Raw genomic sequence first — 23,776 nt, forward strand, 5'->3', positions numbered from 1 at the left:
CTGCCGCCACTCTGTCACGAAGCTTCGTCGCTCCTCTGCACTGTAACGGGCTCGTCTTGTTTTTGTTGATCTTTGCATTGACCGCAACCTTAACCCATCCCGGCTCGCTCAAGAAGGACGCCCGCCGCTTACCGCTTACACTCTTTCGGCGTCAGTCGCACCGAGCATTGTTATGTTTCAAGCACCGGATCGAATATGCATTGGTCCTGGGCAAATTCCGGTATTTTTGTCGCGAAACGGGTCTCTCAAGCCGCTGCGGCCGTCATTCTGAATCAAATTTCTTGGGGTTAGGGCTTAAACCTATCATTTTGACCTGGATTCCGTCTTTCGCAGGCAATTCCCTATTTTTTTGCTGCGAATCCTATCGCTCCAATTCAAAAACCTATCTTTGAACAACATCCTCTTATCACTCAGCGACTTTCCCTAACCATGTTTCCGGAAACTCCATGGAATTGTGACATTCTCTTAACGAGTAAACATGTTCTCTTATCCGCCTGGAGCCCCGACCTATCTTTTTGTCTCATTTCCCATCTTTTCTTCGATCTTTCAAAGATCGGAGGACATTCCCGAATGTTTTGGCGGAAGAAATAACTTGTGGCGAAGAAAACAAGAGGGGTAGAAGACGCTGAACCGTGATCCATGGAAGCCAGCAACCATGATTTGATCAGGCGTTTTCGCCGATGGCTTGCGAAACTCGCCTGCTGCTCCTGCCTCCTCGGCACGGGCGTTTCGACCCACGCAGAGTTGTTGCTGCGCGAAAGCTTTAATCAACCCGTCGCTGATTTCAGCCCAGTGGCAGGTGCCCCCGGCTGGCGAGCCCTGGCGCTTTACAACGGAGTGGTGACTGACTTTTCGTTTGTCACACCTGGCGACAAATTTCCCAATCTGTCGCACACCGCGAGCGTTAACGGCGTGGACGGGCCGGGTTACCTCGTTCTCGGCTCCGGTCAAAACGTAAGCAACGTCCTCGCCTGGCTGGAATGCCGTTTGCCCTTGACCGGTTGTCCTTCGAGCACCATCAGTTTCTACACAAAGAACGATCTGGCGGGCGCGACCGAACGGCTCGTGGTCCGGGTTGGTTCACAATGGTACGCGACTGTGCAAACCTTCGGCGACGACGGAGGAAACGTGGAGTGGAAGTTGAACACATTCCGGTTCTCCACCGCAGCTCAGTCCTGGCAATTGCTCGATACCAATGCCCTGGCCTTGGGAGCGCGCGCGGCAGGCCCGCTTCCTTCAGCAGAAATCGAGGCGATTGGTTTCCTGGGGCACGGGGCTGGTTCTGGCAAAATCCGCATTGATGAGCTGCACGTGCGTTGCGGTTCGTTGGTCATGGATCCAACTTTGCGCGTGGGATCGTGGATCTGGTCCGATGAAACCAAGGATCGCCAATACTGCCGCATCTGGAAAACGTTTGAACTGCCTGCCAACTCTGCGATCAGCAAGGCACGTCTGCGCATCACGGCGGACAATTCCTACGACGTTTATCTGGATGGCGAAAAAATTGGCCAGGGCGCGGAATGGCGCCGGCTGACGGAATACGATTTGACGCTGCTGCTGCGGCCGGGATCTCACGTATTGGCAGTGCAGGCTTTCAACGAGGTTGGTGCCGCTGGCCTGCTTGCCGGCATCACCGTGGACTTGGATGACGGGCGGGTCCTGGAAATTCCTTCGGATTCCTCGTGGCGGATCGTACCCGACGATCAGAAGGGATGGATCAAGAAAAGCAGCCCGCAACCGAGCTGGGGCTCGGCCCGCATTGTCGCCCACTTGCATGATTACCCGGGATTTCCAAATCGTCCGCAGGTGCTGTTTCCATCCGCACTGCAACCGGTCATGATCCGATTCTGGCAACGCGGCTGGTTTCAAATCACCATGCTGACGACTTCCGTCATTTTCGTGGTCTTCTATTTTCGCCTGCTGGCGCGACTGGCGCTGCAATCGAAATCGCAGGAGGTGCTGCAGCGCGAACGGGCGCGCATCGCGCGAGACATTCACGACGACCTCGGCGCAGGCCTCACACAGCTCGTGTTGTTGGGTGAAGCGGAACAACGGGAAGCGGCAGCGCAGCCGGAAATGCGTGCGAAGTTCGAGAGCATCTCGGAAGCGGGCCGCCGGTTGCTGCGTTCGATTGATGAAGTCGTCTGGCTGGTTAATTCCCAACGCGACAGCCTCCAGGATTTTGAGGCGTATATCTGCCGTTACGCTGAGAACTTCCTGCGTGCGAGTTCCGTGCGCTGCCGGCTGGACGTCGATTCCGAGGTCCCGCCATTCAGTTTTAATCTTGCAGCACGTCGCAGCCTGTTCCTCGTCATCAAGGAAGCACTGAACAATGCGGTGCGGCATTCCGGGGCAAGCGAGGTGGAACTGACGATCCAGGTGGTTAACGACGAGGTGCGCGTGCGAATCAAAGACAACGGAAAAGGTTTTGATCCGGCGCAGGGGAAACCTGAGCGTGACGGCTTGACGAACATGTCGCAGCGCATGAGGGAAATCGGAGGCCGTTGCCAGATCACAAGCCAGCCCGGAAGCGGCTGTTGTGTGGAATTGACGGCTCCGCTCCGGGATCGGGAACGCGGTGTGCGCGGTTGGTGGCGGCGCTGGACAAAATCCCGGATCGCGAAGAAACATCTCTCATGAGCCCCGAGACGAGAGAATCCCGTGCTCCATCGGAAGCATCGCGAAGCAGTCCCGTGAGCGTCGCATTGGTTGAGGATGAACGGGAACTGCGGGAAGGCCTGGTCAAGATGATCAACTCCTTTCCAGGCTTCAATTGCTCGTGCGTTTGCGTTTCGGGCGAGGAGGCGCTCAAACAAATCCCGGTTGCACGTCCCACCATCGTGTTGATGGATATTTTCCTGCCACGGATGTCCGGCATCGAGTGCACGTCGAGGCTCAAGGCGCAATGGCCCGACACGCTGATCCTGATCCTCACGGCCGTGGCGGACGATGAACTGGTTTTCCTGGCCCTTCAGGCCGGCGCGGATGGCTATTTGTTGAAATCCACCCCTCCCGCGGAATTGCAGGTCGCGCTGAACGAATTGCTCAACGGCGGAGCGCCAATGACCAGTGCCATTGCACGGCGGGTCGTGCGCTATTTCCGCAAGCAATCAAAACCGCAGGGGGAGGAAGTCAACCTATCGGCCCGCGAGGAGGAAGTGCTGATCCTGTTGTCGAAGGGCTATTCCAACAAGGAAATCGCTGCGCAACTTTCTTTGAGCATTGATACGGTCGCGAGTTACCTGAAGCTGATCTATAAGAAAATGCATGTCCGCTCGCGGACGGAAGCCGCGATCCGTTACTCGCAATTAAAGGTCGGTTGATCGCCTTTGCAACGGTCCTTCTTCGGTAGCCTCACCTGATCAGGGGTATGGACGCTTCACTGCCCGGGTTTAGGATCACCGTCATTGCACGACAAACCCGGATTCCCCGGCCGAACCACTGAAATCAAGACGATCATGCGCGTGACATTGGGAGGATCAACATGTGGCCTCAGCCCGACTGGCCTCCAGAACATCAAGCCCGGTCGGACGAAACGGCCGGACGGATCGTGCAGCGGCTTCACGCTCATCGAACTGCTCGTCGTCATTGCAATCATTGCGATCCTCGCTGCGATGTTGTTGCCTGCGTTGAGCCGCGCCAAATCCAAGGCACGGCAAACGTCGTGCCTGAATAATCTGCGCCAGGTTGGAATCGCCGCGCACATGTATGTCGGCGACCATGGTATGTATCCGGGTTGCGCGTGGGTCGGCGCAGGAGGCTCGCATTATTACGTCTGGCCGGTCCGCCTTCTGGGATCCATGGGGGAAAAGCGACAGGCGTTTTGGTGTCCCGCGGCTGACACGAGATCTTCATGGGATCGGAACAACAATCTGACCCTGGGCGGCATCAATCCCCAGGGAGCGTTCGATCCGTTCGGCATCACCGCAAACACGCTGTTCTCCTACGGATACAACAACTGGGGATTGAACATCGATAACCCCATGCAACTCGGCCTCGGCGGCGACATCAATGGTCCTCTGTCGAAAGGCCAACTCAGGGATTCTGCGGTTCGGAATCCATCGGAGATGATCATGGTTGCGGACGCCAAGGTGGGCGGCGATGGGGGATCGTTTCCCGGGACTCCGCCGTACTTCGACGGCAGTCTCGACCCAACGACGGAATCGCAATGGCCCTCCAACCGGCATCAAAAGAGAACCGTGATTATGTTCGCTGACGGTCACGTTGAAAGTCCGCGGCGCAGCGAAGTAATCGATTCGAAACCCAACGCACCATGGCGGAACCGATGGAACAACGACAACCAGCCGCACAATGAAGTGACATGGGTTGTGAATCCCGCCCGCGAAAGCCTGACCGACCGCTGAATCTCAGACGCAAACCACACAAACCAGATCCCGTCCGCGCAAAAACTCAACCTCAATGAAAATGAAACGACTCCTCTATTCCCTTCGGTTACTGCTGGCCGCAGCGGTGGTTGGTTTATGCCTCGATTCCAGGGGCGCCCAACTGGTCTTGGAACAGTTCAATCAAGCCGTGGCCGACAACAGTCCCATCGGCCTGGCAACCTCCTGGCACGCCATCTCCTACGAAACTGCGGGAGGCGTTGTTACCGATTACACATTGTCGACCCCCAACGGCAACTATCCGACAATTTCCCGGGCGAACAACGGTGGTTTCGGCGGTGTGACAGGGAACACGGTGATGGCCACCTTCGGTTTTTCCACACCGTCCCTGTTCTGGACCAATGCGGGGCCGGCGTTGCAGGACAGTGCGATCAGCAACATCGTTTTCTTCACGAAGAACAACGCCAACACCAGCACCGAGCGGGTCGTCGTTCAGATCGCGGGCCAATGGTACGCAGCAACGAACATCTTCAGGGACAACGGTGGCAACAGCGTTTGGGCATCGAACTATTTTGCATTTACCCGTGAGGCCACGTCCTGGCAAATGCTCGACACAAACACACTGACCCTCGGCGCCACTCTCAGCAATCCGCTGCCGGAAGGGAATATCGAGGCAGTGGGGCTCTATGGAATCGTTCCCGTCTCAGGAAAAATCCGGATGGATCAATTCTCGGTCAACGGCACCCCGCCCGCCGCTCCCGTGGTCGGCGAACCGATTGCCTCGCCCGCTGCAAATGTCACTGCTCCGACCACGCTCACCCTGGAAGCCTCCGTCTTTGGGGTCCCCGCTGTATCCAGCCTTCAATGGCGCAAGGGCGGCATCGCGCTGAACAACGGGCCGAGTGGAAGCGGATCAACGCTCGCAGGCGCAACCAGTGGACAACTGGTGATTACCTCGACGAGCCCAGCTGATTCCGGAGATTACGATCTGATCGCCAGCAACAGTTACGGCGCCACGACGAGCGCCGTTGTGGTTGTTACTGTCACTGCGTCGGCAATTCCCCCTTCCATCGCCAGCATCGACACTGTTCCGGTCAACGGCATCAGCGAAGTGGGCGGTGCGCCAATGAGCATCACCGTAACCGCGAGCGGCACGGGACCGTTCACTTACCAATGGCAGAAAGGCGGTGTGCCCATTCTGAATGAAACCAATGACGTCCTGACCCTGGCCTCGACGTTTGCCAATGCCGGGAATTATGCGGTGGCTGTCAGCAGCGCTTACGGCAGCATCACCAGCGCGCCGCCGACCACACTCACGGTGGTGGACACAACGGCGCCGGTCATCACGTTTCCGCTTGGCAACACAACGAACATCGCCTTGAACGCCGCCTTCTCCCCGGCTTATGCAGCCACCGACAACAGCGGTGAAACGCCCGGAGTTGCGATCTCAGGCAGTGTGAACACGAGCGTCGCGGGCAGTTATGCCGTCACCGTCACAGCGTGGGATTCCGCGCTGAACACCAATACAGCTGTGCTCACCGTGAACGTCTGGCTGCTTAACGAGAACTTCGATGAAACCTTAGCGGACAATGCCGCGGTCTCCGCCGTTCCAGGCTGGCACGCCTCTGCCATTGCGACGGCCTCAGGGCAGGTCATCGATTACACCACCGTGGGTGGCAACGCCAATTTTCCAACGATCTCACGCAGTGCGACAGCGCCCGGCGCCATTGACGGAGCTCCAGGTTTCCTCGTCATGGGCGACGCTTTGAATGCCACCCCGAGCCTCGTGTGGAAGGACACGACCACGATCCTGCAGAATCAGCAGGTGACCAATATCACCTTCTTCTCGCGCAACAATTCGGCGTCATCGGTGACTTACGTCGCGATTCGCATTCACACCAATTGGTATGTGTCGTCGCAGGGCTTCACCGACACGACCGCGGGCGCGGTGCCATGGGCAGCCCACAATTTCGAGTTCAACTACGACGCGTCCTCCTGGCAGCTGCTGGACGCGGCGACGCTCACGATCATCGGGCCAGTTTCCGAGCCGTTGCCCAACCTGAGCATCTCCGCCCTGGGTTTCTATGGCGTAATGGCGGCCGGAAAAATTCGTATTGATGCGCTTCACGTTTCGGGAAAGCCGGCAGCCTTCCCCCCGACCCCGCCGTCTGTGAGCGAGCCTCTGGTCTCGCCGCTGAACCGCGTGGACAACACTGCCTGGACTGGCACGCCCGTGACGTTCTCGGCGACCGCAGCAGGCACACCGCCTCTGTCGTATCAATGGCGCAAGGATGGTGTTGCCATTGCGGTTACAACCAATGTCTGGACGCTGGTGAATCCAACCACATCCGACAGCGGCGAGTATGATCTCGTTGTTTCCAATCCTGGCGGATCGGTTACCAGCTCCGTTGTAAACCTGACGGTGAGTTCCGCGAGACTCTTCGTGGATCAACAGTTCAACCAATCGACCAATGACCCTGGAGTCATAGGCCAGGTTCCTGGATGGCATGTGCTGGCATTGAACCTGACTAACTTGACGGTGACGGATTACACGTTCGAGCCCAATCCACCAGCGAGTTTGAACTTCCCGAACTTGTCGCGTGGTCCGGGTGCGGACGGGGCCATTGGGTACATGGTAATGGGACAGGGCGACACCGTGAATCCGGTTCTCGCCTGGATGGAAACCCCGCCCCAGCTGCAAAGTGGATTCATCACGAACGTGCAGTTTCATACCCGAAACTCATTTTCTTCCAGCACGCTGCAGGTGGCTGTTCAAATCGGCGGGCAATGGTATGTCTCAACCACGTCCATGCAGGATTTTGGAGGAGGGCTGGTGTGGATGCCGCAGAACTTCGTCTTCACGAGCGATGCAGGGGCATGGCAGGCGTTGGACATCACCACACTGGCGCTGGGCGATTTCACCGTGGAACCGTTGCCGAACCAACCTGTCACAGGCATTGGTTTGTTTGGCAATATGTATGGAGTGGCAACGGCGCGGCTTCGCGTGGACGGGTTTCAAGTGGATGGTTTCACAAGCCTTGCAACTTCGCCCAGCATTCAGCGGGTGTATGTGAGCGGCGGCAACCTGGTATTGCGCACGGGGACCGAAAGCGGCCGCAACTACGTCCTCGAGGCCACTCCCAATCTTCAAACGCCAGGCTGGACGGCGATTGCAACAAACGCCGGAACGGGTGGAACCATTACGAACCTGGTGCCAGTGAAGCCAGCAAGCGCATCGGAGTTTTTCCGGTATCGCATCCAGTAACTGCACGTTCCCCATTGCCGCCGGCGAGGCGCGAGACAGCGTCCTCGCCGGGACGGCTTGTCTTCTCGAACTTGCCAATCCAAGTTCACAACCCACACATCGAAGCTGCCAAAATTGATGAAATTCCGAACTCCACCCGTTCATTCAAATCGAGGGATAGGAACGATCTGCAAACTGATTGTTGTGTCGATGATTCTCCTAGGCGCCGCTCACCCCGCCAATGCGGCGGTTCTGCTCAACGCGCGCTTTGATCAGAACGTGCCTGATAACAGTCCCGTGGGAGCAGCGCCGGGCTGGCATGCCATTGCGTTGCACAACGGAGCGGTCACGGATTACACCACGAGCACTCCGAACGGAAATTATCCCACGATCTCTCACAGCACGGCGGGTGCGGGCAACGGCGGGGTGGGGTACCTTGTGTTCGGGGCTGGCAATCTGGTGAGCAATGTTTGCATCTGGCTGGATACGCCAAGCCTTTTCCAGGGAAAGAGCATTTCAAGCATTTCCTTTTACTCGCGGAACAATGCCTCCGCTTCGACCGAGCGGATTATCTTGCGCATTGGGAATCAATGGTACGCGTCCGCGCAAACATTGAACGATTCCGGCAATGGTTCCAGCTGGACCCTCAACGAATTCGGTTTCGATTCTGGCGCGGCGTCCTGGAGATTGTTCAACACGAACACCCTGACCGTGGGTGCGCCGTTGGCCAGTCCGCTTCCAGCAGAGACCATCACTGGGATCGGCTTCTTCGGCTTCATCCAGCAGGATTCGGGCAAGATTCGAGTGGATGAAGTCGTGGTGACTGGATTCGTCACGAACGCGCCGCCTGAAATACTTGCGGTCAACGCGCAGCCCGCGACCAATGTTTATGCGGGCACGACTTTGGTGCTAAATGTTTCCGCGGATGGCGCGCCGTCCTTGAATTATCAATGGCGAAGGAACGGCACCAACCTTCTCAACGCGCCCGGCATCAGCGGGGCGACTTCCTCCTCTTTGACACTCAGCAATGCAACCCCCGCAGACTCGGGCGTTTACCATGTCGTTGTCAGCAATGCGCACGGCACAAACACCAGCGCGCCAGTGCCGATATCCGTGAACGTTGCCACCCCAGCGATTGTGGATTGGTCGGAATTCAACGCAAACGGCGCGATCGCCGTCGCCAGTCAGGAGACCAACACGCTGACCGTGTCGTGGACGAACAGGTCGGGGAATGCGTTCCGGGTCCGATTCAACCTGATGCCGGGGCAAGTTCTGCTGCGAAGCGTAGAAACCGCTGGGGGCCCTGGCGCAGCGTTCACCACGATTGCACAGGACGTGGATGTCCGTTATCGCGTCACGCTCGGCTCACGTTTTGAAAAAGCCGGCTGGCCCTACATTTTCTTCGATCGAGTGGATGCCAATTCGCCCGCCCCGATTCCGCATCTATCTTCCCTGGATCCGAAGAAGGTGCGCGTCGTCAGTGACAGTCCCCATCGGGCGAGGCTGATATTCTCGGGTCTGCAGATCGGACCGTACGTGGGCGAAATGACGTGTGTCATTTACGACGGCAGCCCCTTCGTTCAGTTCCAGGCGTCGATGGAGGTGACCAGGCCGTGGGCGGCTTACCTCTATGACGCTCTGTTTTATGCGGATTTTGCGAATATTTCCTATCGCGACAGTCATGGAACATTTCAAATGACGCCCGCCCATTCATTGTCGCAAACCCTTCCCGGCGAAGCGGCCCGCGTCCTGGCGAAACATCGGACCATTATGGGCACCGTCGCGGGTGGCACTGGGACATTGGCTGTGATGTCACCGCCACACGCAGCGATCTATCCGATTGATCAGAGTGATAACTACGGGTTCCTTCAGGCCGGCAAGAAGTTTATCGGAACGAAGATGTCCTATTCGGCAGACAATCGTTATCGCCCGTGGGTGGATGCGCCGAACGGATCGACCCAAAGGATGGATGTCTTTCTCGTCCTGGGGGCCGGAACGCCGCAAGCGACGCTGACTACTGTTCTGGACTATACGCATGGAGATTTCTTCAAGCCGCTGGCCGGGCATTACACGATGGCGGAACATTTCCATCCCGAGTTCACCGCGAATTATCGCAGCGGACGCGATACAGTGACTCCGTTCAAGGAGGCGATGCAATCCATTGGCGTTCGAATCGTGCAGCCGATGGAGTTTCACGGCCCCGGCAGTCCGTTCAACAACATGACCAACCGGCTCGCCGAGTTGCATGACATGTTCAACATCATGGCCGCGCACTCTGATGAGAATTTCCTTTTTATCCCGGGGGAGGAATACAACAACTGGTTCGGGGGGCACTGGTCTTACATGTTCACCCGTCCCGTTTATTTTACAGGATGGCCGGGACAAGGCACCCGGCCGTTCAAGATGACCAATCTGGTTGCCGGGACCAGGACGTATCCGCTCGTTTATCAAGTGGGCGACGCCGATCACATGAGCCAGTTGCTGCAGGAGGAAGGAGGGCTGGCGTGGACCTCTCACCCCCGGATCAAGGGTTCTCGTCAGAACCCTGATATCTTCGCGAACACGGCATTTTTCAAGGACGACTCGTTCCTCGCTGGCGATTGGAAATCGATGCCGCTGGATTTGTCGAAGGATCGATTGGGTTTCCGCTCCTTTCAATTGATGGACGATGTTGCGCAATGGGGATATCGCAAATCCATGCTCGGGGAAGTGGACACATTCCTGCTGGACGCGACGCATGAAATCTATGCGCATATGAATGTGAACTATCTTCAGTTGCAGGAATTTCCTTCAAAGACTAATTGGGCAAGCGTCGTGGAGTGTGTGCGGAACGGAGAGTTTTTCACCACCACGGGAGAACTGTTGATCCATCGATGGAACGCCACGAGCGCTGGCGTGACGGCGACTGTGGAATGGTATTTCCCGCCAGCGTTCGCAGAAATTACCTGGGGCGACGACAACGGGATCCGCAAGCTCAAACGCGCGCTGACGAATGGAATCGAATTCGAAACCTGCGAACTCGTGATGCCGGCCGATCTGTCAGCAGCAAACTGGGTACGATTCGAAGTGTGGGATGTTGCGCGCAACGGCGCATTCACCCAACAACGGTGGTTGAAGGCGCCAGCCAAACCGGAAACCATCACAGGCGCGACAACGAGCTTCACGTTGATTGACTCGGATACCGATGCGCCCGTACCGGGGTTCGATCCAATACAACCCAATGCCGTTCTCAACAAAGCGGCGCTTCCCCCCAACCTGACGATTCGCGCGAACGTGAGTCCGTTGCTGATGGACAGCGTTGTCGTCGACATGAATGGCGTGGCGGTTACGCGAACGCAATGGCCCTACAGTTTGGCGCCCTGCGCTAGCGGCCCCGGCATCGGGGATTCAGCCGCCTATAATTACGCCGCCACAGTATTCAATCTCGGAAACCATGTGATCACCGCCACACCGTATCGAGGCGCAGTCGCAGGCAAGTCATTGACCCTTCACTTCTCGGTTGTTCATTCGAATGCGCCTGCAACGAGCTTTAACATGGATGGAAAACTGGACAGCCACGGCTATCAGGTTGCGCCGGACGGAAAGTTGTTCGCGGCAATTCGAGGCACAGTGCTGTATGTCGCGGCTCCGGCTAGCGGCGCGGCGGACCAGTTTATTTTCGTCACAGATCAACCTGGCGGGCTGTTGCCAGCTCCGCGAAGCAAGGCGGGTCTGGTCGCGATCGACATCAACACCGTGCCATTTTTGACACACGACAGCACTTCGGGCCTGATCGCATGGGACAATGGAGGAACGAACGCTTTTGCTCCCGAGCAGGCTTCGAACGCATACATGGAAGGACAACTGAATCTGGCCACAGCGTTTGGCGCCGTCCCGCCCCTGATCTACATCGCCCTTGCTGGATACGCGCCGCACGAGGGCGGTGCGCTGCTGCCCGGATCGCAAATTGCCTCGGGCAACGGCGACGGCAACATTGACAGCACGGAATTCCTGTCCGTTCCCAGCGCAACCATTCGCGACGACCAATTGAATGGAGTGTTGGACGTCCTGGAACCGGGGCTCTCGTTCACGGCTTCATTCGACACGAACCCAGGCATGTTCATCGTGCGTTGGCCGTCCGTTCCGGGCTACACCTACCAGGTTTACGCCGCCAACGAGATCGCCCAATCCTTCGCGCCAATATCGGGCCCTTTGGTCGCAAACCCGGGAACCTTCAGCATGAGCTACACCGATCTGCCGCCGGCGACGATCTCGCGCCGGTTTTATCGCGCAAGCCGTTTGGTCTCATCGGCAACTCCGTTGTCGCGTTTCCAGTTCAATGGCGATTTCACCGACGCCGGTCCCGCTTCGCTGGCGGCGTCCGCAACAGACGTCGCTTTTACGACGGACTGCAAAGAAGGCGATTCCGCAGTCGAATTCAACGGTGTTTCGAGCGTAATCCAAACCGGCGGGCCGAACCCGGTCAGTGGCAGTTTTAGCGTGGCGTTCTGGTTGAAAACGATGGGGACGAATCCCGGAAACCCGGGCGATCAATGGTTTCTTGGCGCCGGTCTCGTGGACGCTGACACGCCTGGCGTGAACACGGATTGGGGTATCGCGATGACAGGGAGTTGCGTCGCATTCGGGATCGGCGGGGGAAGCGTGGGCGCGAATGCCACGATCACCTCAAGCCCAGTGGCCGACGGGCACTGGAATCATGTCGTCGCCAGCTGGAATGCGGACACACGCGAAATGAACCTCTATCTGAATGGGGAAAGCAATGTCGCCGGCATGAGTGCTTCAGGAGAAGCTCGCGTGGGGGCTGCTGAAATTGTTGTCGGCCGCTGCGCCACAGCAAGCCGTTTCCTTCGCGGCCTGCTCGATGACATCCAGATTTTCGATCGTGTGCTGACGTTTCGTGACATTTCGCTTCTGGCCCACGCGTCCGGCCTGAGCCATCCCTGATCCAGTTCAACCCATCTGGTGGAGGCACAGGGAGGATCGCGACGGATCGGAGACACTACCGCACCGCGACTTGGCGGCGTCCTCGTCGAGCACAACCCCACACGCCCTTGTCTCCTCTTTAGTGGACGCGACATTCCCGGCTCCACTGGCATGATGTATCGATCACAAAAACTACGTTTGCAGAAATATCGGGCCTCAAGTTCGTTTTGCGCAGTTTGACCGGAGTGAATGGCATCGTCACGTCGCCGCTTCTCGCTTGCTGCCTGGGCGGTGCATTGCTCACGCCGGTGCCGGTGGCTCACGGTGGCCTCATCTTTCAGGAAAGCGGCGGTGCCACGCTCGGGGCGACGCGCACGCTTTCGGCATCCAGCTCCATCCAAAGCGGCGACCCCTTCAACAATAGCAGTGGCGCATACTTAAAATCCACCGCTCCGGCTGGATCGGGCACGATCACCATAGCGACGTTCAATCCTGTGTCCCCGGACCATTCGTGGGCCGCGTTGACGGGTGATTCGATCCACATCAACGGGGTGAATTATTTGAACCTGAATGGTGCGTTCGAAATCTTCGTGCGCCCGAACTCCATCGCATCTGGCGCCGGATGGTTTCGCCCGGTCGACGTCGTGATCAACAAGCCGTTTCGCATCATTTTTGCCAGCGGAACCTCTTTCCAGTTGCAGGTGTTAACCAGTTCCTCGGCGGCCTTGGGCGCGGCTCCCGGTGCCTTTACGACGGGCAACTCGTTTTCATTGCCGGGCGGAATGTCCAGCATTCCCAGTCCGTTCACGCTCGGCAGCGTGACGCATTTGGGCTTCACCATCGAAACGGCGGAAAACGGACAGATTACCATCAAGGTCTTTGGAACAGGGGGCACAGGGCAGATGGACACGAGTTCCGACACGGTGGGTGTGGGCAACCTGCTGGCAAAACAATCGTTCTATGCGGATGCGGACGCGATCGGGGCCAACCCACTTCCCAGAGGCCCGTGGTCGATGTCGGCGCGGCCCAACGGCGCCACCTTTACGTCGATCACCAGCGCGGATTACGACACGATTCGCCTGTACGACGCCGTTCCGGAAATATTTCCTGCAGCCGATGTATTGTTGGAATTCCCCGAACCGCCCCCGCCGGACTGGTCGACGTTCACGTCGCGAAAACAATGGCTGCTGGGGCTTAACTGGCCGGGGCCCAGCCCGAGCAAATACGGAATGCCCTACAATCTCGCCACGTTTCACAACCATCCTGCGGGCACTCCGCAATCCAACCTCGCGGTCACTTATACGACAAACCTGCTGGCGCAATTGACTGTAGCGGATCTCTCGTCCTCCGAATTTCTGCCGTTGGGCATTGTCCGCGCCATCCATCAATTTGCGGATCGGTTCGACGCCCAGCAGTTGGCGCGGATTGGTGCCGATGCGCAGAGAATGTATAACTGGTATGGCGGCGGAACTGAAAACCATCATTTGATGCGGCTCGCCAATTCATACCTGTTGACGCAGAAGTTTCCGTCCGGCCAATGGCACACGGGCGGGAGTGGCAGTGCCAAGGTAAGCTCCGCGACTTTGATGGCCCGCAACAAGGAGGAACTGCGCAAGGAGGGAAAGTTGCGTTACAGCCGCTCCTTTTCCGAGGCGCTGTCGCCCAATTATTTGATGGTCCACATCATCCCGCTGCAGCACCTCTACGAGTTCGCGCAGGATCCCGAGGTCAAACATGTTGCTGAAGCCATGCTGCTCCACATCCTTGCGCAGCTCGCGGCAAACGTGTACGAAGGCTACATCCTCGATCCCTATCCGCGGTTCAATAACTTTTGTTTCCTCAACGGTGGAATTGGCCCTGGCGCGGAGGACGGCGAGAAAAACGCCACGCTGCTGCTGAACTGGCTGTTCTGGAATCAAAGCGTTCCCGACGCCAGCCGCTTCACCACGTTCAGCGACACACTGTTTCCAGTCTACCCGGCGCTTTCTTCCTACCCGTTGCTTCCCGCGCTGGAACGGATAGCCAATATCAGCAGTGATACGCCGGGCAAAGCGCACTGGGTGCGCACCTCCGAACCCAACTGGCCGCACAATAATTATCCGATATTCAGCGACGTCGCGCGACGTCGCGTCTGGCGCGATCGTGAATTCGCCCTGAGTTCGGTCGTTGGCTACCATGTGCCGGTGGGATTCTATTTGCAGGACGGGAGCAGGATGGGCCTGGCCTACCGTTCGACCGACAGGCTGCAATACATCCAGGCGGGGCATCCGTATTGGCGCGCGGATGAGGGCGGGTTGGGATGGTGGCAGGCTCCGCACTCGCCATTCATGCAGGTGGCGCACCACCAAAGCACGGCCATTGTCATGTTCAACATTCCGCCAACCGATCCCTGGCCAACCTCCGGACGCCAAGACTTCTATTTGACTGATCGAAACGTGAACCCGCCGAGCCTGCGGCGCAGCGAACATTGGAATTCATTGCGCACTGATTGCGCGGTGCGGTATCCGCTCACGATGGATGAAACCAGCGAAATGACCAATGCCGATGGCACAACCTGGTATTTTCTGCGGGAAGGCCACACCTACATCGGCATTCGCACCCTGACGTCGGCGGGCGTGCCGCAACAGGACAACTTTTGGAGGATCATTCATGCAACCGCCGTTCCTCACGGAGGGCGCTCGCAAACAGGTTTCATCATTGAGATCGGCACGAGCATGGCCAGCGGAGGCGAATTCGATTCCTTCGCCGCGTTTCAATCAGCCCTGGCATCCCGGACACCGGAAGTCACCTGGGGTTCCGGTGACACACCGTCTCTGGCGGTCGCTTATACAGATCACCGTAACGTTACCATCGCGACCCAATACGACACCAACCTTGCATCAGACACCGGCGGCAAAGTGCGGATGTTTCCTGAAACCACCCTCAACGGCGTGCCCGATCCTTCCGACCCGTGGCCGGATCTCGACGCGCGCCTCTCACCCGATCAACCGATGGTGACGATGGTGAACAATGTCCTGACGATTCACGATCCTGACACCGGGGAAGCGGCACGGCGGATCGATTGGAATGGGAATTTGCCGATCATTTCGGAACTACCGAAGTTCCAGTCCACCGTATCCGCACCTGGCCAGATCACTATTTCCTGGACGGGTAATGGCCAACTTCAATGGGCGCCTGCTGTTCACGGACCTTGGGAATCGTTTGATCCGCCGATAACTACCTCGCCAAGTGTCCAGGCGGTTGGACCCGGTGAAAGCCGGTTCTACCGGCTGAAAACGCCAGAGTGATGTGTTCTCGCAGTCCTCTGGAAGCGGCGCATTTCAATCGTCACCCAAACTTCGAAACGGAATCCGAAGAAGGAAGCAGAACTACCTGGGAAAAGAAATTCATGGGAGTGCTGTGGTTCGGGGAAGCGGCAACTTCTTATTTCTTGGGTGCCCGTTGGGCGGATGAACCTCTTCCGATTTTCTGACTGGGAACCAATCGCGGAGGTTGAAACCGCTTCCGCTTCAGACGAAATCGTCATCACCATCGCTATTCGAGAAAATCCGCTTTCGGATTATTCGAGATCCCACAACCACCGGGGATCATGGTAACCGTTTCCGCCAAGGCCTTTGTCACCCGTCGCGTTGGCCCCTGTGCCGGGATCCTTTCCGGGCCAGCATTCCTTGCCGAGGCCAAGCGCGCTCACCCGAATGCTCGCGGAATGCCCGTCTGCGAAGCCAGCGTTGCAACGCCCTGAATGGCGTCCGACGGGGCGTTGCGGCAGCGAATCAAACAGGCTCCCGTTATTCCGCGTTCGATAGTGAACCGGCGCCGTGGCGTTCATATCCTCTTTCCAGAGATCGGAATTCGCTTCCGTCGGATTTGAGATCTGTCCCGCATCCGCGTACGCCGCCGTTTCGGAGGGGCGCCGGATTCGCGACAGTTTGATCTGCGGACGATCTTCGTAGGTCCCGACATTCGGATGATTCATCCCAATTCCGAATCCCTTTTCGACACTGACGCATTTGACCGCATTGGAGGTGGCCATATAAATCCGCAAAGCGTCGGGCCACCAAATCTTGTCGGTGGAGGGAATCCACGCGTCGGCGGGAAGGGCATCTGAGAAACGGGACAGCGCAACCATGAAGTCGTTGTTGTCTCCGGCGTACAGTGCCGTGCCGAGGCTGATCTGCCGGACGTTGTTCATGCAAGCGATGGCTTTTGCCTTGGCCTTCGCTTTGGCCAGGGCGGGCAGGAGCATGGCTGCCAGAATGGCGATGATCGCAATGACCACCAGCAGTTCGATCAACGTAAAACCCGACCTCCGCGCCCGAGCCCCAGTCGCTTTTAAGAGTTCCATCGTATTCATAAATTCCGAGCAAAGTTGCGAAACGCGGAACCGTCACCCCGCGTGGAGTGACGGTCCGCTTTCAGCCTTACAAACCAAGCAACCGATAAAAGCGGGCATCGCCCGGGACCAACTCCTCCGTGTACGGCGACGTCGGAGCCGGCGTGATGGCCTCCCACGGACCTTCCACTGAAGGCGCCCACTCGAGTTGTCCGTTACCAGTCCACGTCAAGGTGACTTCGCCGTCCTCGGCAACCACCGATTGGAATACCATGGGCGCAGACACCGAGCTCAGTCCGGCAAATGTGCCCGGATCCCTCCGGTATAGCCGCACCGAGTCGTAATTCCACACAGCCGGCGCGGGAACGGCCGCCAGCAGAGGCCAGTTCAGCTGCGTTTTGATCAACTTGCTCCCGTCCGCATAGAACATCTGGGTGCCGAGCAACGCCTCCTCCGAAGTCGTGTCGATTGGCCCGGTTCCCGGTGCTGCAAATACTTTGACTGTGATCAACCCTGTGTTGGTGTCAGTGTTGAAGGTCAATCCGACATGCGTCACTTCTCCGGCCGTGAACGGATTGTCCATGGCGGCCAGGCCGTTTTCCAACCCTTGAGTGCTCGATGCCGTGTAGCTGTCGGGGGTTGTTCCAAACGCGTTGGCGGTGGGATTCCTCGCTTGAAGCAGGAACTGCAGGAAACCTGCGTTGTTGCCATTCAAGATGATCCGCATGGGTTCGCTGAACCCGAGGTCGAATCGAAATCCACTGATGTCGGTCGGGGAAGTCAGAGAGACTGGGCGCACGAAAATATCCATCGCGCCGTTCAGGTTGAGGTTGGTGCGGCCGTTGAAAACCAGCGGAGCCCCGATCATGGCATTCCACGATTGAGCGACGCTGACTGGAGTGAAGGGATTGACCCAGTTGTAGTTCACGCCTGTCCCGTTAAAGATGACCTCCTGATATTTTCCGCTCCCGGGAGCAAAAGGGTTCGCGTCCGAAAGGTAGTTGGTGCCATTCACCGTGTTGGCTCCCAGCGTCGCGCCGCCACCCAGGGTAACCACATTGTTCGTGCCGCCCGTTCCGTTGCCCGGCCCATTGTAATCGGCCTGAAAAATCAAGGCCGAAGGCGGCGGGGTTCCTTCCAAGGCCGTGAATGTCTCCGGGACGCTGTCGTAGATCCGGGAGGTTTCGTAATCGATGTCAAACGGACCTGCCGGGCCATGGCCCATGCCGTAGTTCCAAGGGACATTTACGAACGCATTGCTGATCACCGCGGCGTTCAGCCGGAAGGATGCCCACGATACGGGCAATTGCCCGGGGTTGATCTCGTCGGTGCCGGCGATGACAAACAGTTTTGCAGTGGTGAGTCCTGTTGGGTCAGTGGTCAGCGTGAACGCCACATGATAAGGGACGCCGGCAACGATGGAACCGCCTCCGAGTGTGACGCGTCTCAAGCTGTCGGACGAAGCGCCCGGTCCGCCGACAAAATCCGAAATGGCTGCCGGGCTGAAGTCGTCGTACTTGAGTGCGATCATTTCCATGATGATCTGCTTCTTGTTGTCGCCTCCCAGCCAAACGCGTAAACCGTCGCCCCCGCCTCCGCCCCAGACCACGCCGTCCATCGGACGAAAAGCGGAGGAGATCGTCGTTGCATCCACCGCGCTGTTGATCCGGAAGAATGCGTCAAAGGCGGCGTGCAAGGCGGTGTTGGTGGTTTCCCCCTGGCCCGGAATGTCCGCGCCCTGCCACGCAAGCCAGGAATTGGCATCCGAGGCAAATGTGAATTGTGCCGGGATATAAACTGTTCCCTCGCTGTTCAGCCTTTTCACATTCAAGTAACTGCCGCTGCTTGGAGTGAACGGATGACTGTTTGAGATGCCGCCCACAACAGTGGTGCCGTCGGCGATGATTGCGCCCGTGCCACCGATCGTCACCATGTCGGTGGGTCCGCCCGTGCCACCGTCGGGCCCGTTAAAATCCGACTGGAAGATGACGGCGGCGTTCAGGCTGGTGGCGGTCAACAGGAGTCCAACTATGGTGGCCAGCGACTGGCCAACCTTCAGGGGCGGAGAATGCAGGGTCGGAATTTTCATTGGCATTTTGGTTCGGGTTGGGGTTGGAAAACGGTGAACACTTTGCCCGCGGCGACCGCGTTTGTATTGTCCACTAAATAGGAGACAGTGCCCTCACGCTCCGTTCGCATCCTTTCAAACGCGGCGCCAGCCTACCGCCGCGCCAGCTTCAGCGCGGCATCCTCGCGGTACACGGGCGATTGAAGGACAAGCCGCCCACCGCGGTGGCGATGCGTCTCGCGCCGGTCGATCTTCCCAGTCAGCGGGTTGATCCATTCGCTGCGATACCTCCCTGCGGGAAGGTTAACCGCAATGGTGGCCTCATGGTCCTGCGGCTTCGCTGCTTCACGCGGTTTCTTCGGGCCGATGTAAATCGCATACGCCTTTCCCGTCTCCGCCAGCACGTGCGTGGTGTGATTGGTGTTCAGGCACACCACTTCGATCCCGTCCCATGGTTTCATTTTCACGAAGTCAAAGCCGTGGATGAAGTCCTTCAGGGTCTTGATTTGCCGCCTAAACCCCGTATTTCCGCCGCCGGGCTGGGTCCTGGGATAAACGAACGTCCCGCTTTCATGCCCAACGGCGAATGAGTAATCCAGGTTGTTATACAGCGCACCGCCCGCGAGGATGAACGCCCACGCCTCGACGCGATAGGGACGATCGTTCGTTCCGGCAAATCCGGTTTCATTATCGCCGATGACTTTGTCCAGGTGATAATTCAAGCCCACGGCTTCGGGAGGATGCGCGTAGTGGAAATTGAACACGGAGACAGCCGGGTGCGGCGTTTCAATTCTGGCTGCGCCATTCGCAATATTCTGGGTGATGAGATGTTTGTTCCGGAAGTCCTTCTCGGCATCCGTGATCACGTCGGCAATCCGGTGCTGCCATTCCATCGTCACCCCGGCGAAATACGGTTCGTTGCAGATTTCATACATCACGTTGTCGAACTCTTTGAGCTCGGCCACCACCTTGCGGACGAGTGCCTCGTGAACCGCGAGCAGCCCGCCATGTTTGTCCAGCGTGTAAACGTTCGTGTGCGTGACTGCGCCGATGCCATTGATGTTGTTGCTGATGTTCTGCGGGCTGAGTTCCCACTGCATCTCTTTGTAAAACGGGCAGAAGAATACGTATTCCACGACGATCCCGCGCCGACCGGCGTGGGCCATAAACGCCTTGAGCCGTTTGAAGTAGTTGGCGTCCCATTCTGTGAGATCGAACTTGTTCCCGCCTTTTGCATAACCTGGAACATTGGAGCGTGCCCACGGAGAGATAAAGCGGCCCGCCTCCGGCGCCAAGGTGTTGCGGGCGATGTTGAACGCTCCCTGCGGCTCAACGTATGCGCCCGAAAAAAGGCGCGTATTATTTAACCCGTCCTTCGCCAGCGCATCGAGGTACTTGCGATAATCAAAATCCAGGTTGATCACCGCGCCATAGTGCTCCGCAGACGTGACCAGCACGGTCGGTTTGCCGCGAAACTCAAAATAGTGCGGATTTTCCGGGTGCAACGCGATCGGCTTTCGGACTGCTCCCAAAACGCCGGGAGTGATTGCCAGCAGCACGCCGAGCATCAATGCCAGCCGAACCCCTGGCCGCCATTGGAATAGGGAGAATTTCTTTTTCATCACTGTGCGGGAATGAGGGTTATCCGCCTCAGTTCGAATCCTTTCCACTCCGATTTGTCTGGCTTGAGTTCCAGTGTGTAGTCGCCCGGGCGCGCAATCGAAATGGACCCTAGGTCAATGGTGCGCGCCGCCTTGGAACTTTCCTCTGGAACCGTCGCCACGGCATGGCTCGTATCCAGCAGCAACACCAGCTTTCCGGAACCGGATCCGATGATATCGGCCTGAATGTTGAAGGTCCCCGCCTGAGTTGCGCGGAATTCCCAAGTCACCCGCGACTGAGGATTATCCCAGTGTGTGATCTTCGCATCGGCGCCCGAACCTTCCACCTTCGCATTCGCGTGCATGCTGTTATGCAGATCGGAAATATCCGCGCCCAGCACAATGCGGCCGTCCGCCGCTGGAGCGGGAAGAATCCGCTCGATTTCGAGAGGCCCGGCAAAATTCACTTCAATTACGCTGGCAACGGCGTCAGGGGCTGTGGTTGGCAGGGACAAAACCACGCTGTCGCCTTCAACACTCGCTTTGATTTTTTGACGCGTGGCGAGAACGCGGGCCTGAGTCACTTTGCTCTTCAGGCCGGGAACGACGAGACGCCCATCGTTTGGCCAATGAAACACATGCAGGTAGAGCGTGCCGCCTTTGCTGGTGACCTTCTTGGTGCAACGCCCCCAGCTTAATTTGGCGAATGGATTGGCAGTCGTGCCATGGATGCTCGATCCGTTGACCTTCATCCACGCGCCGATCTCCTTGAGGCGCTGAATGCTTGGCGCGGGAATCTGGCCATCAGCCGTCGGGCCAACGTTGAGGAGGTAATTGCCGCCTTTGCTGACGATGTCCACGAGGTTGCGGAGCAGCGTCTCGGTGGATTTCCAGTTGTGATCGTAACTCTTGTAACCCCAGGTGTCGTTCATCGTCATGCAGGTTTCCCAATCACGATCCTTGAAGCCCGTGGCAGGAACGTGCTGCTCGGGAGTTTCCGTGTCGCCGCGATATCCGCCGCCGAGGCGGTTGTTCGTGATCAACCCCGGCCGCAGCGCGGTGAGTTCGTGAAGCCGCTTTGCCCGATTGGTCGTCATCCAGTCCGGAGTGTCCCACCACAGAATGTCCGGCTTGATTCGCGTCAGGATCTCGCGCGTTTGCGGCACGGCGATCTTCTCCAGGTATTCGTCAAAATTTCCCTTGTGCGCCTCATCCCAGCCTCCGCCTTCCCGGTGGCCGGATTTTGCGCCGCCGGGATGCGTCCAATCCTGAGCTTGGGAATAATACGTGCCGAACTTCAATCCCTGGCGGCGGGCCGCAGCTGCGAGCGGCCCGAGCAAATCCTTGCCGTACGGCGTGGCGTCGGCGATATCCCAGTCCGTCACGTCCGAAGGGAAAAGCGCGAACCCATCATGATGTTTCGCCGTGATGACGATGTATTTCATGCCGGCCTCCCTCGCCAGTTTGGCCCATGCCCTGGGATTATATTTCACCGGATTGAACTGCGTGGCATACGCGCGGTATTCAGCGACGGGAATTCTGCCGCGAAGCATGATCCATTCGCCAATGCCTGCGACGGGCTTATCCTGATAGGTTCCCGCCGGAACCGCATAGACGCCCCAATGAATGAACAGGCCAAACTTCGCCTCGCGCCACCATTCCATCCGCGCGTCGTTCTGTTCACGCATGTCCGCGCCGTGTGCAATGGCCGTCGCAGCGAGTCCCCACAGGATGAAATATCGGAACGGGGCCTGAAGATAAGAGAATAATGGGTTCATGTTTACAGCTGGTTGGATTGAGAAGAGATTCGCGAGCTTTGTCATTGGAATTGGCGCGCGGAAGTTTGCGACGTCTGCTAGCTCGCTGTCGTGTCGCCTGAATTCATCCATGCTCAGACCTTCCACGGACCACGATATTCGCGCGTCAACCACTTGAGGTCACCCCCGCCCGTGGCGAATGATAACTGTTCGGGATTCCAGCCAATCTCCTGATGGTGCCGATAGGCCAGGTTCAACAGGTGGCAACAAATTGCCGAACGCCCGCGGACTTGCGCGTTGGTGATGGGTTGTTGTCGCGACTTCACGCAGTTCAGGAAATCGCCCACATGGCTCTTGCTCACGTACAGGTTCACTTTCGAATCCTTGAGGAATTCCTGCGCGATTTTAACCTGCTGCGCCACACTGGTTTCCTCGTCAGGTTCTCCCCTGCACGAAGCGATTACTTTTCCTTCGCGCTCGAATATGAACTTTCCGCGGTTCACTCGCACCCGGCCTTCGCTGCCGGAAAAATCCACTCCGAAACCGTTCACGTGTTTCACCGAAATCCCTCCGGCATAAACCAGCTGCGCGCCTTCCTTGTCGCCCCTGCTCTTTGGCGGCAGAACCCGCACCGGCCCGCTTGCATCCATGCCCAGGCCCCATTGCGCGATATCGAGATGATGCGCGCCCCAATCTGCGACGATGCCGCCGCCAAACTCGGAATACAGACGCCAGCGAGGATAATGCTTATGCACTCCTCTGGGGCTCAGGATCGAGTTATAGGGCCGCATCGGAGCGGGCCCCACCCATCGATCCCAATCCAGCCCCGGCTCGATCGGTTCCTCTGGCAGATCGCAGGGAATGGGCGGCGGGCCGAAACTGCATTCCACGCTTTTCACGGTTCCGATCGCACCATTGCGAACCAGTTCGCACGCGACCCGAAATTCGCTGCTGGAGCGCTGCATGGAACCGGTCTGGAGCACGCGGCCGTTCCCGGTGACGGCTTTCATCACCTCAACGGCTTCGTGGATGTTGTGCGTGAGCGGTTTCTCGCAATACACGTCCTTGCCGGCACGCAAGGCAGCGAGCGTGATAATGGCATGCCAATGATCCGGAGTGGCAATACAGACGGCGTCGATGTCCTTGCGTGCGATGATTTCCTCGAAGTCCTTGTAAGCGGCACAACTCGCCGGCTGCATCGTCGCGCCTGCCCGTCCAGCATAGAATTCATCCACCCGCTGCCGGGCTTCCTCACGGCGGTTGGCATCCACATCGCACACCGCAACGACCTGGGTGTCATGCCTGAGAAACGAATTGAGCAGTGACCGCGCATGCGTTCCCATGCCAATGAATCCGATGGTCAATCGGGAGTTGGGTGGGGTTTCCGCAGCCCAAATGTTCGAAGACATCAGCCTGGGAAACACGAAAGCGCCCGCGCCTCCCATGACGGCGTGTCGAATGAAGCTGCGCCGGGTCCGATTTTTCATAGACAGGATAGTAGTTGCAT

At 57.9% G+C, this 23,776-nt stretch carries 12 protein-coding genes; 7 read left to right on the forward strand and 5 right to left on the reverse strand.

Annotated elements, in window-relative coordinates:
* From VEH04_16120 to VEH04_16150, 7 genes are all read left to right on the forward strand, one after another.
* Positions 1–392, forward strand: a 392-nt coding sequence (locus VEH04_16120; GenBank protein HYG24306.1) for a hypothetical protein, incomplete at its 5' end; no start/stop codon positions are given.
* Positions 393–639: 247 nt separating this feature from the next.
* Entirely contained in the window at positions 640–2,640 is a 2,001-nt protein-coding gene (locus tag VEH04_16125) for an ATP-binding protein (GenBank protein HYG24307.1), read from the forward strand.
* The gene (locus tag VEH04_16130) at positions 2,637–3,323 is read left to right on the forward strand and encodes a response regulator transcription factor (GenBank protein HYG24308.1); all 687 of its coding nucleotides are present in this window, start codon (positions 2,637–2,639) and stop codon (positions 3,321–3,323) included. Before VEH04_16125 ends, VEH04_16130 begins: the two co-directional genes overlap by 4 nt.
* 135 nt (positions 3,324–3,458) lie before the next feature.
* On the forward strand, positions 3,459–4,364 hold the full coding sequence (locus VEH04_16135) for a DUF1559 domain-containing protein (protein HYG24309.1): 906 nt from the start codon (positions 3,459–3,461) through the stop codon (positions 4,362–4,364).
* Between the two features lie 61 nt (positions 4,365–4,425).
* Positions 4,426–7,608 (forward strand): immunoglobulin domain-containing protein, encoded by a 3,183-nt coding sequence (locus VEH04_16140; protein HYG24310.1) that lies wholly within the window; start codon positions 4,426–4,428, stop codon positions 7,606–7,608.
* Between the two features lie 117 nt (positions 7,609–7,725).
* Entirely contained in the window at positions 7,726–12,531 is a 4,806-nt protein-coding gene (locus VEH04_16145; GenBank protein HYG24311.1) for a LamG-like jellyroll fold domain-containing protein, read from the forward strand.
* Between the two features lie 206 nt (positions 12,532–12,737).
* Complete coding sequence (locus tag VEH04_16150; protein ID HYG24312.1) at positions 12,738–15,797, forward strand: hypothetical protein; 3,060 nt, start codon at positions 12,738–12,740, stop codon at positions 15,795–15,797.
* Between the two features lie 272 nt (positions 15,798–16,069).
* On the opposite strand, the gene VEH04_16155 is transcribed toward VEH04_16150, so the two are convergent.
* From VEH04_16155 to VEH04_16175, 5 genes are all read right to left on the reverse strand, one after another.
* The gene (locus tag VEH04_16155; protein HYG24313.1) at positions 16,070–16,864 is read right to left on the reverse strand and encodes a prepilin-type N-terminal cleavage/methylation domain-containing protein; all 795 of its coding nucleotides are present in this window, start codon (positions 16,862–16,864) and stop codon (positions 16,070–16,072) included.
* Positions 16,865–16,931: 67 nt separating this feature from the next.
* The gene (locus tag VEH04_16160; protein ID HYG24314.1) at positions 16,932–18,932 is read right to left on the reverse strand and encodes a hypothetical protein; all 2,001 of its coding nucleotides are present in this window, start codon (positions 18,930–18,932) and stop codon (positions 16,932–16,934) included.
* 131 nt (positions 18,933–19,063) lie between these two features.
* On the reverse strand, positions 19,064–20,533 hold the full coding sequence (locus VEH04_16165) for a hypothetical protein (GenBank protein ID HYG24315.1): 1,470 nt from the start codon (positions 20,531–20,533) through the stop codon (positions 19,064–19,066).
* Positions 20,533–22,290, reverse strand: coding sequence for an alpha-L-fucosidase (locus VEH04_16170; GenBank protein HYG24316.1), 1,758 nt, complete (start codon positions 22,288–22,290; stop codon positions 20,533–20,535). Before VEH04_16170 ends, VEH04_16165 begins: the two co-directional genes overlap by 1 nt.
* 113 nt (positions 22,291–22,403) lie before the next feature.
* Positions 22,404–23,756, reverse strand: coding sequence for a Gfo/Idh/MocA family oxidoreductase (locus tag VEH04_16175; protein HYG24317.1), 1,353 nt, complete (start codon positions 23,754–23,756; stop codon positions 22,404–22,406).
* Between the last annotated feature and the right edge of the window lie 20 nt (positions 23,757–23,776).

This window comes from Verrucomicrobiia bacterium (genome assembly GCA_035629175.1).
Lineage (GTDB): Bacteria > Verrucomicrobiota > Verrucomicrobiia > Limisphaerales > DASXHY01 > DASXHY01.

What these genes read in the sequence shown, in the direction of transcription:
- VEH04_16165 (HYG24315.1), bottom strand. Translation starts at nt 20,533, where the DNA reads ATGAAAAAGAAATTCTCCCTATTCCAATGGCGGCCAGGGGTTCGGCTG.
- VEH04_16160 (HYG24314.1), bottom strand. Translation starts at nt 18,932, where the DNA reads ATGAAAATTCCGACCCTGCATTCTCCGCCCCTGAAGGTTGGCCAGTCG.
- VEH04_16155 (HYG24313.1), bottom strand. Translation starts at nt 16,864, where the DNA reads ATGAATACGATGGAACTCTTAAAAGCGACTGGGGCTCGGGCGCGGAGG.
- VEH04_16170 (HYG24316.1), bottom strand. Translation starts at nt 22,290, where the DNA reads ATGAACCCATTATTCTCTTATCTTCAGGCCCCGTTCCGATATTTCATC.
- VEH04_16130 (HYG24308.1), top strand. Translation starts at nt 2,637, where the DNA reads ATGAGCCCCGAGACGAGAGAATCCCGTGCTCCATCGGAAGCATCGCGA.
- VEH04_16175 (HYG24317.1), bottom strand. Translation starts at nt 23,756, where the DNA reads ATGAAAAATCGGACCCGGCGCAGCTTCATTCGACACGCCGTCATGGGA.
- VEH04_16145 (HYG24311.1), top strand. Translation starts at nt 7,726, where the DNA reads ATGAAATTCCGAACTCCACCCGTTCATTCAAATCGAGGGATAGGAACG.
- VEH04_16135 (HYG24309.1), top strand. Translation starts at nt 3,459, where the DNA reads ATGCGCGTGACATTGGGAGGATCAACATGTGGCCTCAGCCCGACTGGC.
- VEH04_16125 (HYG24307.1), top strand. Translation starts at nt 640, where the DNA reads ATGGAAGCCAGCAACCATGATTTGATCAGGCGTTTTCGCCGATGGCTT.
- VEH04_16140 (HYG24310.1), top strand. Translation starts at nt 4,426, where the DNA reads ATGAAACGACTCCTCTATTCCCTTCGGTTACTGCTGGCCGCAGCGGTG.